The 13,370-nt window shown below is 65.1% G+C and carries 13 protein-coding genes and 1 pseudogene; 5 read left to right on the top strand and 9 right to left on the bottom strand.

The window, feature by feature from the left end; genetic code table 11:
• Positions 1–91: 91 nt before the first annotated feature.
• From NPS46_RS17985 to NPS46_RS17975, 3 genes are all read right to left on the bottom strand, one after another.
• A complete protein-coding gene (locus tag NPS46_RS17985; protein WP_274109469.1) occupies positions 92–1,216 on the bottom strand; it encodes an FAD-dependent oxidoreductase in 1,125 nt (374 codons plus the stop codon).
• A 142-nt stretch (positions 1,217–1,358) separates the two neighbouring features.
• Positions 1,359–1,715: a Rieske (2Fe-2S) protein gene (locus NPS46_RS17980; protein WP_274109467.1), complete on the bottom strand. Its 357-nt coding sequence runs from the start codon at positions 1,713–1,715 to the stop codon at positions 1,359–1,361.
• 12 nt (positions 1,716–1,727) lie between these two features.
• Positions 1,728–2,669 carry a VOC family protein gene (locus NPS46_RS17975; RefSeq protein ID WP_274109465.1) on the bottom strand — a complete coding sequence of 314 codons (942 nt, stop codon included), beginning with the start codon at positions 2,667–2,669 and terminating at the stop codon, positions 1,728–1,730.
• A gap of 300 nt (positions 2,670–2,969) precedes the next feature.
• Here NPS46_RS17975 and NPS46_RS17970 point away from each other — a divergent pair, with 300 nt between their 5' ends.
• Positions 2,970–3,890 carry a LysR family transcriptional regulator gene (locus tag NPS46_RS17970; RefSeq protein WP_274109463.1) on the top strand — a complete coding sequence of 307 codons (921 nt, stop codon included), beginning with the start codon at positions 2,970–2,972 and terminating at the stop codon, positions 3,888–3,890.
• Between the two features lie 20 nt (positions 3,891–3,910).
• Here NPS46_RS17970 and NPS46_RS17965 read toward each other — a convergent pair whose 3' ends face one another.
• Entirely contained in the window at positions 3,911–4,297 is a 387-nt protein-coding gene (locus tag NPS46_RS17965; RefSeq protein WP_274109461.1) for a nuclear transport factor 2 family protein, read from the bottom strand.
• 273 nt (positions 4,298–4,570) lie between these two features.
• Here NPS46_RS17965 and NPS46_RS17960 point away from each other — a divergent pair, with 273 nt between their 5' ends.
• A complete protein-coding gene (locus NPS46_RS17960; protein WP_274109460.1) occupies positions 4,571–5,920 on the top strand; it encodes a metal-dependent hydrolase family protein in 1,350 nt (449 codons plus the stop codon).
• A gap of 2 nt (positions 5,921–5,922) precedes the next feature.
• Positions 5,923–6,378 carry a GlcG/HbpS family heme-binding protein gene (locus NPS46_RS17955; RefSeq protein WP_425312754.1) on the top strand — a complete coding sequence of 152 codons (456 nt, stop codon included), beginning with the start codon at positions 5,923–5,925 and terminating at the stop codon, positions 6,376–6,378.
• Here NPS46_RS17955 and NPS46_RS17950 read toward each other — a convergent pair.
• The 3 genes and pseudogenes from NPS46_RS17950 to NPS46_RS25430 all read right to left on the bottom strand — a co-directional run.
• A complete protein-coding gene (locus NPS46_RS17950) occupies positions 6,363–7,298 on the bottom strand; it encodes a LysR family transcriptional regulator (protein ID WP_274109457.1) in 936 nt (311 codons plus the stop codon). The genes NPS46_RS17955 and NPS46_RS17950 overlap by 16 nt on opposite strands.
• Before the next feature lie 15 nt (positions 7,299–7,313).
• On the bottom strand, positions 7,314–8,177 hold the full coding sequence (locus NPS46_RS25435; RefSeq protein WP_425312758.1) for a methyl-accepting chemotaxis protein: 864 nt from the start codon (positions 8,175–8,177) through the stop codon (positions 7,314–7,316).
• Positions 8,172–8,402 (bottom strand): annotated as a pseudogene (locus NPS46_RS25430) (HAMP domain-containing protein); the annotation flags it as partial. The pseudogene NPS46_RS25430 and the gene NPS46_RS25435, both read right to left, overlap by 6 nt.
• A gap of 1,082 nt (positions 8,403–9,484) precedes the next feature.
• Here NPS46_RS25430 and NPS46_RS17940 point away from each other — a divergent pair.
• Complete coding sequence (locus NPS46_RS17940; RefSeq protein WP_274109453.1) at positions 9,485–10,642, top strand: alpha/beta hydrolase family protein; 1,158 nt, start codon at positions 9,485–9,487, stop codon at positions 10,640–10,642.
• Positions 10,643–10,771: 129 nt separating this feature from the next.
• Here NPS46_RS17940 and NPS46_RS17935 read toward each other — a convergent pair whose 3' ends face one another.
• The gene (locus NPS46_RS17935; RefSeq protein WP_274109451.1) at positions 10,772–11,653 is read right to left on the bottom strand and encodes a DMT family transporter; all 882 of its coding nucleotides are present in this window, start codon (positions 11,651–11,653) and stop codon (positions 10,772–10,774) included.
• A 160-nt stretch (positions 11,654–11,813) separates the two neighbouring features.
• Here NPS46_RS17935 and NPS46_RS17930 point away from each other — a divergent pair, with 160 nt between their 5' ends.
• Positions 11,814–12,401, top strand: coding sequence for a TetR/AcrR family transcriptional regulator (locus NPS46_RS17930; protein WP_274109449.1), 588 nt, complete (start codon positions 11,814–11,816; stop codon positions 12,399–12,401).
• A gap of 54 nt (positions 12,402–12,455) precedes the next feature.
• Here NPS46_RS17930 and NPS46_RS17925 read toward each other — a convergent pair whose 3' ends face one another.
• Positions 12,456–13,334, bottom strand: a complete 879-nt coding sequence (locus NPS46_RS17925) for a hypothetical protein (protein WP_274109447.1) — start codon at positions 13,332–13,334, stop codon at positions 12,456–12,458.
• Between the last annotated feature and the right edge of the window lie 36 nt (positions 13,335–13,370).

The raw sequence follows: 13,370 nt of genomic DNA, 5'->3' as shown, positions 1-13,370 counted from the left end.
CCGTCCCCAAGGCACTCGGGGCGGCGCAAGCGTGTCGCACAGCGCGCAAAGCGCTGCTATCGAACCGTGCTCGCAAGGAACAGCGCAGGGTTCAGATCGGCTCGGCGGTGACGGCGAGCATCTTGCGCACGAGGGCGATTCGGTCAAAATCGTGGTCCTTGGCAATCTCCCGATCACCGGCCAGCACTGAACTCTCGCTAATGAATTTGCAGCGCTCGTAGCGACGCGCCATAAAGCGCTGCAACTGTTGCTCCAGGCTCACGCCCGAGGTCAGCTCTTCGCCCAGCACCACGGCATCCTCGATGGCCATGCCGGCGCCCTGGCCCAGGTGCGGGGTGGTGGCATGGGCCGCGTCCCCGATCAGCAGGACACGACCGCAGTACCAGGGCTCGTCGACAAACAGCACTTCCATCGGCTTGTAGACCACCTGGGCGCTGTCCTGGATCTGCTCGCGCAGCTCGCCGATCAGCCCGCCGAAACCGGCCAGGCGTGCACGCATCTGCTCGGCCAGGGTGTTGGCGTCCATCCACGGATTGCCTGGCTCGTAGGAGGTGAGGAACATGTACATCAGGTCATCGGCCAACGGGCACAGGCCGGCATTGCCGTCGGCGCCCTGGAAGCTAGCCAGGTGGTCGATCTGCGGGGCGCGGGCAAAGTTGTAGCGCCACACCGCCTGGCCGGTGAAGCGCGGCTGGTAACGGTCGCCAAACAACAGGCCACGGACCTTGGAGTACAAGCCATCGGCACCGACCACCAGGTCATAGCGCTCGCGGCGGCCATCGGTAAACACCACGTCGACGCCATCGGCGTCCTGGTCCAATTGCTCCACCGACAGGCCCAGGCGCACCACCGAGCCCAGGGCGATGGCCGATTCACTGAGGACCTTGTGCAGCGCCAGGCGCGAGATACCGACATTGGCCGGGTACTCGGGGCCGGCCAGACGTTGGCCGGGAATCCGGGCCAGGGGGTTGCCGTTGCGGTCGTAGATACCGACGTCCTCGAAGGCATAGGCCGCCTCCAGGTAGTCGTCCAGCAGGCCGAGGCGGGCCATTTCACGCACCACGTTGCTCTGCTGGATGATGCCGACGCCGTAGACCGTCCACTCGGACTTGAGCTCGACCAGGTCGACCTCCAGGCCCTTGCGACGCAGGGCAATCGCGGCGCACAGCCCGCCGATGCCACCGCCGACGATCAATACCTTGCTGACTGAATTCATGTCCTTCCTCACTTGTTGTTGTTATGTGCGAGAGGCGTTCGCAAGCTTGCAGGCTTAGCGCTTGCCAACAGCTTCCCGACAAATGATGGATTTGACTAATCGCATGACCGGATGCGACCTATCGCCAAACGCAATACCTCGTTCACGCTTGCCACAGCGCCAATTGCGCCTTGGGCAACAGCAGCCAACCGTCCTCTTCCACCCAGGCCAGTGCCGTCAGCGACTGCCCCCGGCACGGGCCGTGGACGCACTCGCCGGAGTCCGGCAGGAACTGCGCGCCATGGGCATAGCAGATGATTCGCTGGCCATCGGCGCTCAGAAAACGGTCCTTGCGATACTCCAGCGGCACGGCCAGATGGGGGCAGCTGTTGCGGTACACCCGCACCGTTTGCCGATGGCGCAGGGCAAAGACGCTGTCACGGCCCTCGTGCAGCGGATCGAACCCCAGGGCCCGCCCCTCCAGCAGCGCATCGAGTCGACACAGCCTGAGCGCGACCACCGCGAGCGCCCCTCAACCCTGCTTGGGCGGCGGGCCACCGGGGGCCCACTTGTCCCGCGAAGTGAACAGGAACAGCTGCGAGTTATCGGCTGACATCGGCGCCTCGCGGGCCGCCCAGTGGTCATCGTTCTTGTCCATATCGGCGTCGTATTCGATATGGCAGCCCAGCGGGCTGTTGAAGTACCAGAACCAGTTGGAACCGAACAGATGACGACCCGGGCCCCAGAAGCTGGTCCAGCCGCCCTGCTCGAAGCGCCGGCCGGCCAGCAGCACTTCGGTGCCGCTGCCCATATGGAAGGTGAAGTGTTCGCAGCCCTGCATATGGGGCGGGGTCTGGATCATGAAAAGGCTGTGGTGGTCGTCCATCCCGGCGGGGCGCATAAAGGGCCCGACACCGACAAAACGGTCAGTGGTACGAAAGCCCAGGCGCTGGGCATAGAACGCTTCGGCCTTGGCCGCATCGGGCACGAAGTACACCACATGGGACAGCGTGCGCGGCACCGCCGGCATATCCAGGCTGATGCCCGGCTGGTTGAGCGGGCGCTGCGGCTCGCTGCCGGGAGCGTTGGTCAGGTCGGCCGGAGCGTTGAAGGCACGGCGCACAGTGAGCTGGAAGGCAATGGCAAAGCCACTGTCATCGACGCTGTGCAGAACGCCGGCCGCGTCGACCCGCACGTCGCGATCACGGGACAGTTCCCGGCCGATGGCGTCGAGGTCGGCGGCACTGGCCACCCCGTACACGGTTTCGCGCAACGACGGCGTCGGGCCGATGGCTGGCGGCAGGCTCGGGTCATTACCGTCGCGAATCACGATGGCCGTGCCGTCGAGGGCCTCAAAGCGCCCTCCCTGGGCATCCACGCCGACCGGGGTCAGGCCGTAGTCGCGCAGGCAGTCGCTGCAGGCCTGGATGTCATCGACGCCAAATACCAGGGCGTCAAGGCCAATGATGTTCATGGCATACCACTCCATTGAAATTATGATACGGATCGCGCGGCGCAGGGCCCGGCGAGCCGGTGGTGGTGCCGGTGGTCGTTGACCGGCCCCGGCTGGCTGCAGAGATTGCCCAGACCGGTCCAGGCTGACCAATCGCATGTAGGGATGCGACGTATCGGCAAACGCGATACCCATGCGGAGTGGCCGGGTTGTACGGCGATGGCTGGCCCGGGGCGGGTCGTGATGGCCGATGGGCTTGACGGAATGATGGCTAGGCCGGATGGTATCGATACAAAAAATACAACAGCCGATGACACTGCCATGCGTTTCAACCATCTCGACCTGAACCTATTGGTCGCGCTCGATGTGCTGCTCGAAGAACAGAACATCACCCGCACCGCCGAACGCCTGCACATGACCCAGTCCGCCACCAGCGGCGTGCTGGGGCGCCTGCGCACCTATTTCGAAGACGAACTGCTGGTGCAGGTCGGGCGCAAGATGCAGCCCACGCCCTATGCCCTGGAACTCGCCGGACCGGTGCGCGAAGTGCTGCTGACCATCCAGTCCTCGATCACCGCCAAGCCGGTGTTCGACCCGGCCACCAGCAAGCGGCATTTCCGCCTGATCACCTCCGACTACCTGATCAGCGTGCTGTTTGCCCGGGTGATCCAACAGATCCACGAGCACGCGCCGTTCATTACGTTCGAGATGCTCGGCCCGGGGGACAATGCCAGTGAGTTGCTGGTGCGCGGCGAGGTCGACCTGATGATCGTGCCCGAGCGCTACATCATCGACGGACACCCGGCGCAGTTGCTGTTCGAGGAAGAACATGTCTGCGTGGTCTGGAAGGACAACCCCCTGGTCGGCAACAGCCTGACCCTGGAGCAGTACATGGAAATGGGCCATATCTCGGTGGGCTTCGGGCGCAACCGGCACCTGAGCATCGAGGACTGGTTCATGAACCAGTACGGCTTCAACCGTCGCCTGGAAGTCATCACCAATGACTTCAACACCCTGCCCCAATTGATCGTCGGCACCCGCCGCGTCGCCACCATGCACCGGCGCCTGGCCGAGCTGTATGCCGAGCACCTGCCCCTGCGGCTGCTAGCGCCGCCGGTGCAGATTCCGGTGATGCGCGAACATATGCTCTGGCACCGCAGCATGGATGGCGACCCGATGCATGGCTGGCTGCGCGAGCGCATCAGCGAATTTACCCGCGGCCTGGATCGCCAGGCCGCCTAAGCGGTGCCTGGCGCTCGTCCCTAGGCGACGCTACGGGTGCCGTGGAACGAGACGATCTGCCAGCCCTGCGCGCCACGCACCCAGACCTGGGTGGCAAAGCCTTCGGCGCGCACGGCCTGCTCGCCGTCACGCTTGCGCAGGGTGTTGCACTGCGGGCCGGTCATCAGTGCCAGGTCGTTGCCATACAGGCGCACCTGCAACTCGCCCCGTTCGATGGCCAGGTAACGCACCGCCTCGCGGGCGTACTCCAGGTACGCCGCCTTGTCCTGTACCAGGCCGGTGGTGTGGACATAGACCAGGTCATCGGCAAACAACTGCGCGACCCGCCCGTGGTCCTCCTCGACCAGGGCGCGCACGCGCTCCTGCTCCAGGCCCAGCAACTGTGCTTCGATGGATAGGGGGTTCATGGCTCGCTCCTGTTCAGTAGGCCGCCAGACTGGCGGCCAGGCACCCTAGGCAAATCCACCGGTTGGCAAAAATCGTCTCTGGCGATACCTCGCATCGCCCATCGCGATGCCTGCCGGGCCACACCGCGCGCACCCGCCGAGCCCACCAGGACGGGCGCCGAACCAAGTATCGAAGGCATCGATACCTGGCCATCGACGCAATCTGTTGGTCCGCGCCATCGCCTGCCCCCTAGCCTCCCGGGAACGTTTTTTTACCCAGGAGAACCTACGCCCATGCAAACCCTGCACCTGCACTGCCAGACCCTGTTCGACGGCACTGGCCTCGACACCCGCCAGCAGCAGACCCTGGTGATCGACGACGGCGTGTTGCGCTATGTCGGTCCCCGGGCCCAGGCGCCCGCCCCGCAGCCCGGCGAGCGAGTCCTGGACAGCGGCGACGCGTTCGTCATGCCTGGCCTGGTGGATGTGCATACCCATCTGGCCTTCGGCAACGCCCAGAGCGAAGAGGACATCGACCTGTGGACCAGCGATGAATTTCGCGCCCTGCGCGGCATGTTCTTCGCCCGCCATGTACTGGCCGCCGGCGTGACCAGCATGGTCTGCCCCGGCGACAGCGGCCAGCTCAGCATTTCGGTGCGCAACGCCATTGCCGCCGGCATGTTCGACGGCCCGCGCGTGGCCGCCAGCAGTCGAGTGATCACCAATCGCCAGAGCCTCAACGACTGGTTTCCGAGCCGGGTCGGCACCCCGGAGTATTTCACTGCACGCCTGGTCACCAGCCGCAGCGAAGCCCTGGCGGAAATCCGCACCCAGGCCAAGGACGGCGTCGACCTGATCAAGATCGCCATGGACGGCACCCATCGCCGGCCCAATGGCGAAATCATCGCCGCCTTCACCGCCGATGAAACCCGCGAGATGGTCGAGGAAGCCCACCGCCTGGGCTGCAAGGTCGCGACCCACGCCTACGGCCGCGAAGCCGTGATGTATGCGGCACGGGCCGGTGTCGACCTGGTGTTCCATGCCTTCTACATGGACGACGACTGCATCGAGGCGCTGCTGGAGGCCGGCAGTATCCTGGCGCCGACCATGACGTTCCCGCAGAACACGGTGGACTTCTGCCAGCCCCACGACCCGGCCATCGCCACCGGCTATGCCGGCTATTGCGCCAGGACCCTGGAACTGGGCACGCCGGTGCTCAAGCGCGCCAAGGCCGCCGGGATTCCGTTTGCCTGCGGCAGCGACAGCGGCTTTGCCGTGACCCCCTATGGCGAATGGCATGCCCGCGAGCCCGAACTGTTGGTCAAGCACCTCGGCTTTACCCCCGCCGAAGCCCTGCTTGCCGCCACGGCCGTCGGGGCGCGCTGTATGCCGCGGGGCGAAACCCTAGGCACCTTGGAGGCTGGCAAACAGGCCGACTTCCTGGTGCTCGATGGCTCACCGCTGGACGACATCCGCCTGCTCCAGGACCGCAGCAAATTCATGGCGGTGTACAAGGGCGGGCAACCCGTTGACCTTACACGCAGCCGCTACAACCCCAAGCAGGTTTCGGACTTCAACAGCCTGAAATGGACCGATCTCTATACCCGCGACCGCGTCGCCGAACTTGGCAAATGGAGCCTGTGACCATGACTCTGCACACCCTTGAATTGGACCTGGCGTGCCGCCTCGCACGCGGCGCCATCGACCACGCACGCCAACTGGGCATGCGCCCGTTGGCCGCTGCCGTACTCGATACCGCCGGCCACCCGTTGGCGGTCCTGCGCGATCCCCAGGCCAGCTTCCTGCGTCCGCAGATCGCCACCGGCAAGGCCCGTGGCTGCCTGGGCATGGGCCTGGGCGGCCGCGAACTGGCCCGCCGCAGCCAGGCGATGCCGGGCTTTTTTGCGGCCATCAACAGCCTGACCGCCGGCGAAGTGATCCCGGTGGCCGGTGGCGTGCTGCTGCGCAATGAGCTGGGCGTACTGCTGGGGGCCATCGGCATCAGTGGCGACACCTCGGATAACGACGAACGCTGCGCCCTGCTGGCCATCGCCGACTGCGGCCTGCTCGCCGATACCGGCGACCCTCAGCCGTCGCTCTGACCCAGCGCTGCCGCCTGCTCCTGCAACAGCGCGCGAAACCAGACCAGGGCCGGATCAAGGTCCTGGTACGGGTGCCATTGCAGGACCTGGGGCGCCAGCGGAAACGCCAGCGGCGCCGGCAGGATGCGCAGCCGATAGGCACAGGCGAACTGCTCGGCCTGGCGGCGAAACACCGTGGCGATCCGTGCGGTACCGACAATGAATGACGGGATCAGCGCAAAGCTCTCCAGGCTAACCCCAACCCGCCGCTCGATGCCCAGTTCGTGCAGGTGCGCGGCATCCATCGCCAAGTTGCGGCCATCACTGAATTCGCGCACCACATGCTCGCCCTGGCAGTAGTCAGCCAGGCTCAGGCCCTGGGCATAGCGTGGCTGATCGAGGCAGACGATGCAGCTCAGTTCGTCGCTCAGCAGCGGCACTTGGGGATACACCGGGTTGAGCCGACGCTGGGGCACAATCACGCAATCGCTGCGCCGGTATTCCAGCGCTTCGCTGACCACATCCGCATCGCGCGGCAACGGTAGGTCGCGCAGGCTCAGGCTGACGCCGGGGGCCTGGCTTGCCAACGCACGGCTGAGCGCCGGCATCAGCACCGCCGCAATGTAATCCGAGGCCACCAAGGTGAAACGCCGCTGGCACGACGCAGGGTCGAAACGCACCGGGGCGTCGACAATCTCGCGAGTCAGGGCCAGCGCAGCGCGCACCTTGGGCAGTAGCGCCTGGCCGAGGGCCGTGGGCTGGAACTGGCGGCCGACCGCGACCAGCAGTGGATCGTCGAAATGTTCGCGCAAGCGCCCCAATGCCGCACTGGTGGCCGACTGGCCAAGGTGCAGGCGCTCGGCCGCACGGCTGACGTTGCAGTCGCTCAGCAGCGCTTCGAGGGCGACCAGCAGGTTCAGATCAAGACGGCGATAACGCATAGCCTGGCCTCCGCTTCAGGTCCGAAAATGCCCGACGGCAGCACTGAGCTCCTCGCCCACGCCTTGCAGGGTCTGCGTCGAGGCTCGCAGGCGCCGACTCTCCAGGGAACCGTCGGCAGCGATTTCACGGACCCGGCGCATGTTCTGGCTGACCTCGCCGGCCACCGCACTCTGCTGCTGGGCGGCGCTGGCCATCTGCTGATTCATCTGCTCCAGGCTCGACACCGCCGCCGTGATCTGGCCCAGGGCCGCCGAGGCCCGGGTGGCCAGCACCACGCTTTCTTCGGTCAAGACCTGGCTGCCCTGCAAGCGCGCACTGGCGGTCTGCACGACCTGGCGCAGGCGCTCGATCAGGCCTTCGATTTCGGCCGTCGAGCGCTGGGTACGGCGCGCCAGCCCGCGGACTTCATCGGCCACCACGGCAAAGCCGCGGCCCTGCTCGCCAGCCCGCGCCGCCTCGATGGCCGCATTCAAGGCCAGCAGGTTGGTTTGCTCGGCCACAGCCTTGATCACATCGAGCACACCGCCAATCGCCGCGCTTTCGCTGAGCATGGCCTGCATGGCATCGGTGCAACCGGCCATTTCCCGCGCCAGGCGGTCGATCCGGCCACCGGCCTGGCGCACCAACGCGTCGCCTTCGCGGGCCTGGCTATCGGCCTCGATCACAGCCTGGCTGGCAGCGTGGGCGTTGCGCGCCACCTCATCGGCACTCGCGCTCATCTGTTCCATGGCCGTGGCCGCCTGCTCGGTCTGCTCGCGCTGGCTCTCCACGCCCAGGCTATTGCGACGAATGCTCTCGGCCAGGCTGCCGGCGCTCTCGTTCAGCCGTCCAACACCGTGGCCAATCCCGCCCACCAGGCCACGCAGGCCGACCAACATGCCTTCGACCGTGTCCAGTAGCTGGCCGAGTTCATCACGCCGGGCCGGGAATCGGGCGCCATCGCTTAAATCTCCGGCCGCCACCCGCTGCACCCGCCGCACCACCTCGCGCAGGGGCGGCACGATGGAGTGGCGGATCAGCAGGCTCGCCGACAGTCCCAGGCCCAGTGCGAGCAAGGTGATCAAGCCCAGTTGTCGGTAGGCGTGACGCCCGTCCGCGCGCATCGCTTCGGTCTGTTCACGATGGGTCTCGGCCAGTCGCTGGCTGATGGCTTCGCTTTGCTGGGTCATGGCAATACTGGCCAGGCTGGCGCGCTGGTGACCGGCGACAAAGCCCTCAAAGGCCTTGCGGTAATCGGCCAGCGCCGCCTGCGCGGCGCCGATAGCCGTACGCCCCGGCTCGCCCAGGTTCTGCGCCAGGGTCTGCATGGCCGAGTGCAGGTCGCTGCTGCGCATCTCCCAGTCATTGCGTGCGCGCTCTGCGCCGTCCAGGGCATAGGCCTGTTCGCTGTCGCGCAAGCGCGCCAGTTTATCGCTGAGCGCGGCGGCCTGTTCGAGCAGCACCAGGTCGTCGGCACTGGGCGCGCGGACCTGTTCCAGCTGCCCATTGAGCCCATCGAGCTGGTCGAGAAACAGCAGGTTGAAACGCTCGCCGGCGGTACTGGCCAGCGTCTGCATATACACCCGTGCGCTACGCACCTCCTGCAGCGCCTGGGCATAGCGCTCGAACTGCTGCAGATAGGCGTTGGCCGCACTGCGTGTAGCGACCGCGCCGGAGCGCAACAACTGCGCTTCGAGCTGGCCAATGGCGGCGCGCACCTGCTCGGCCTGTTCAGGGGCAAAGCTCTGGGCAAAGGCTTTTTCGGCCATGCGTGCCTGAAGCACCAGCGCCTGGCTGGCGGCTTCGTCACGCAGGCGCTCGCTGCGTTGTTGCAACACGCCCAGCGCATAGAAAGCCGTAATGGCCACGCCCAGGGTGAACACCAACACCAGCCCAAAGCCCAGGGACAACTTGCTCCCCACCGACCGATTGCCCAGCACCCGCGCCAGCCATCCCATCCTTTCGCTCCTTATCCCGTCGCTGTGGCCGCACTTTACGGGCGCGCGAAAGCGCCTGACCAATCGTCCCTGGCACTGGCAGGTATCGCGCCGGGCCATGACTGGGCGCGGCCATCGTGTTTGGCGATACCTGGCATCCCCAGTTGCGATTGGCGAACCGCCGACGCCCTCGCCTACTGTGCCCCCAGCCTGTCCAGGGCATGCCCGGGACACTGACCTTCTGCACCCGAACAAGGATAAGAACCACTATGTTCCGCTACTTCCCCACTAACTATGTCTGGAACCTGTCCGTGGATCTCGCGATCGAGATGGGCGCCAAGATGGGCGAGATCGAAGAGATGTGCGCCCCGTTGCAGGAAGCCGCCAAGCAACCCGACGCAGCGGGCAGCCTGGCTTTTCGCGAAACCTGGGCAAACATGGCCGACAAGCTCTGCGGCCTGGCCGAAGAAGACGAGGCCCATGGGCGACTGCTCTCGGCCGGGGAAAAATACAACCGTGCCGCCACCTATTACCTGACCTGCGAGCGTCTGCAGGCCCACGGCGCGCCGGGGCGCCAAGCGCTCTACCAGCGTTTTCTCGAGGTGTTCGCCCGGGGCATCGCGCTATCCGGGGAAAATTGCGAACGGGTGGAAATTCCTTATGAGGGCAAGGTGCTCGCCGGGCTTTATATCCGTGCCGAAGGGGTCGATGGCCCGGCGCCGATCCTGGTCCAGGTCAATGGCCTGGATTCGACCAAGGAAATGAAATACCGCGTCGGCCTGCCGATGTGGCTGGCCAAGCGCGGTGTGTCATCGCTGGTCATCGATCAACCGGGCACCGGCGAAGCGTTGCGCCTGCACGACCTGATCGCCCGCTACGACAGCGAGCACTGGGCAAGCCGCGTGGTCGACTGGCTGCAGGACCGCGCCGAGATCGATGCACAGCGCATCGGCTTGGAAGGCGTGTCCCTGGGTGGCTACTACTGCCCGCGAGCGGTGGCATTCGAGCCGCGCTTTGCCTGCGGCGTGGTCTGGGGCGCCAACCATGACTGGCGCGATGTACAAAAGCGCCGCCTGGAAAAGGAAGGCAGCTTCCCGGTACCGCACTACTGGTCCCACGTCAGTTGGGTATGGGGCGCGAAGGACATCGATGACTTTATGCGCATCGCCGAGAACGTCCACCTGGACGGCGTGCTGGACCGGATCAAGGTGCCGTTCCTGGTGACCCATGGCGAAAAAGACTCACAGATCCCGTTGAAATGGGCGCACCGCACCTATGAGCAGCTGGTCAATAGCCCCCGGCGCGAATTGAAAATCTTCACCGAGCGTGAGGGTGGCGTGCAGCATTCGAGCTTCGACAACAGCATCAACGCCGGGCATTACATCGCCGATTGGGTAGCGTCGGTGCTGGGCGGGCGGATTGCCTGACGCGCTGTAGTCGTTGAAGCCCAAGGCCTGCTCGTAGCCGCTGCCACCTGGCGGCAATCGAGCAGGCCGGGGCGCTGAACGACCGAGAGCCTGCAGCGCTATCGCAACCAATCGGCAGCGGCTGCGGGCCTATTGCCGGGCGACGCGCTGCTTGCTTGCCAGCACCAGGCCCACGCCTCCCAACACCGCCACCGAACACAGCGCCAGGCGCCAGGTCAGCGGTTCATCGAGGAGCACGATGCCCGCCAGGGTCGCCAGAATCGGCACGCTGAGCTGCACCGTCGCCGCCTTGAGCGCCGGCAATTGGCGCACCGCGCTGTACCAGATCGCGTACCCCACGCCCGAGGCCAGCGCCCCGGACACCAGCGCATACCCCGCCCCTCGTCCATCCCAGTGCAGGCTTGGCGCATACGGCAGACACGCCAGGATCACCAGGGGGATGGCCCGCATGAAATTCCCCGCCGTCGCCGCCAGCGGATCGGCCCCACCACGCCCCAGCAGGCTGTAAACACCCCAGGCCACACCTGACGCCAACATCAAGCTCGCGGGCATCCAGGCCGGCGCTGTGGCACCCGGCAACAGCATCGCCAGCAATCCGGCCAACGCCACGGCCAGCCCGGCCCCGGCAACCAGGCCCAGGCGCTCCGCACGCAAAAAACCATACAACAGCATGCTGACTTGCACCGCGCCAAACAGCAGCAGCGCGCCGGTCCCGGCATCGATAGCCCGGTACGCCAGGGAGAACGCGAAGGCATAGACAAACAGCGCCGCCGCCCCCCGCCAGCTGCCGCCCATCCGGCGGCGCGGGTGCCGTAACACCACCAGCAGCCACAACATCAAGGCGCCGCTGATCAGGCGCAGCGCGGTGAAACTGGCGGCATCCAGGCTGGTGGTCTTGAGCGCCAGTCGGCAGAGAATGGAGTTACCGGCAAAGGCCAACATGGCCAGGGCAGTCAACATCAACACCCGAGGTGCGACGCCCGGGCTTGCAGCGGTGGTATCCAATGCCATGGCGAGGCTCTCAGAAAGCTGCCCGGGTACACGGGCAGTGGCGACGATCAGCACGTTATAAAAATTATGTACCGATCGGTCAATACTACTTTCAACCCCCGACCATGGCCGCCAGCCCGGCCAGCCGTTAAGCTCTGGCGCAGACCCACAGGAGCGCAGCATGGGACGTAAAGCCGGGCAAGGCGAAGGGGCTGCCACCAGGGAAAGAATCTTGCGGGTCGCCGCCCAGTTGTTCGCCACGCAAGGCTTCCATGCCACCGGCCTCGCCGATTTGGAAAAAGCCACCGGCCTGGGCCGTGGGGCCTTGTACTACCACATCATCAGCAAGGAAGAATTGCTCTTCGAGATCACCAGCCGCTATCTGCGCATCCTGATCGCCGAAGGCACGCCGCTGCTCGAACAGCCACTGGAGCCCGAAGCCAGGCTACGGGCGTTTTCCCGACGGGTGATGCGCACCCTGGTCGAGCATCTGGCAGAGATGACCGTGTGTTTTCGCGAGGTGCATGCGGTAGTCGGCGAGCGCAAGGCCGAACTGCAGGCGCTACATCGTGAGTATGAAAGGATCTGGGCGCGGATACTCGAACAGGGCGTCGAGCAAGGGGTTTTCAGCGATGCCGGATTCCTGGCGGTGAAAAGCCTCCTGGCCCTGCACCACTACAGCTACCTGTGGATCCGACCGGACAAAGGCCTGACGGCCGAAGAAACGGCCGACTACTTCTGCAACCTGTATGTGAAAAAGCCGCTTTAAACAGTTAGCGACAAGCGTAAAACCTTTAGCTTGTCACTAACCGCTTGCCGCGGTTTAGCCCTTGATGTCCGCCGGGAAAAACTGCGGCAATACGCAGCCGGTTTCTCCGGCGATGCACAGCGGGCTGTCGGGGTCCATGTAGTCCTTGTGCGTCCCCATGCCGATAAAGACGCTGGCGTCGCCCCGGCAGTTGGCGCCATCTTCACCTTCATCCGCGCAATAGGCCGGCTTGCCATCGAACTGGAAGATCACGATCTGGCTGGGCGACGGATTGCCCGCCACGGTCACGCTGTCGATTTCCCGGGGTTCGCTGGGCGCGGCCTGGACCGGCGCCGCAGTGGGTTCAGGCTGGGCCTTGAGCTCGCGCTCACGCAGCGCGGTAAAGCGCTGCTCCAACGGCACCAGCGATAGTCCGGCCTGTTTTTCATCCTTGAGGAACAAACCGTAGAGGTGGTTTTGCAGATCGTTCTGCGCTTCGATGGCCAGGGTCTTCTGGCCATCGGTTACCCGCAGTTGATACAGGCCCTCGACCTGGGTGGTATTGCGCAGGAAATGCTTGTTCAACACCCCGAAGACTACCTCCACCGCCAGGTCGTTTTCCAACTCGGCGCGGGCCACCACAAAACTCAGGCCGGTAGACAGGCTGAGCTGCTTGAATTCGTTGCCTTCGGCATAACCGATGCTGTAGTCGAGCACCCTGGGATTGGCGTCCAGCGCATCGTCCAGGGACAGATCGGTGTCGACCCCCATGCCACGCAGGTTGTTTTCCATCCGTTCAACATCGACCCCGCGAATGGAAATATAGGGGATCAACTCGGCGGCGGTGAGGTCTTCGATGGCATCGACGGCATTATCGGAAAAGAAATAGATGGGCGTGTAGAAGGTCAGCGAAACAACCGTCGCCACCAGCCAGATTTTGAAGAGAGTACGCATGATCATCCTTGAGTGGAGGGTGAGCCGCGAGGATAC

The sequence above is a fragment of the Pseudomonas putida genome, from assembly GCF_028682395.1.
Classification (GTDB): domain Bacteria; phylum Pseudomonadota; class Gammaproteobacteria; order Pseudomonadales; family Pseudomonadaceae; genus Aquipseudomonas; species Aquipseudomonas putida_AB.
Note: the sequence above shows the minus strand (reverse complement) of the source record. Positions and strands in the feature narration are given on the sequence as shown.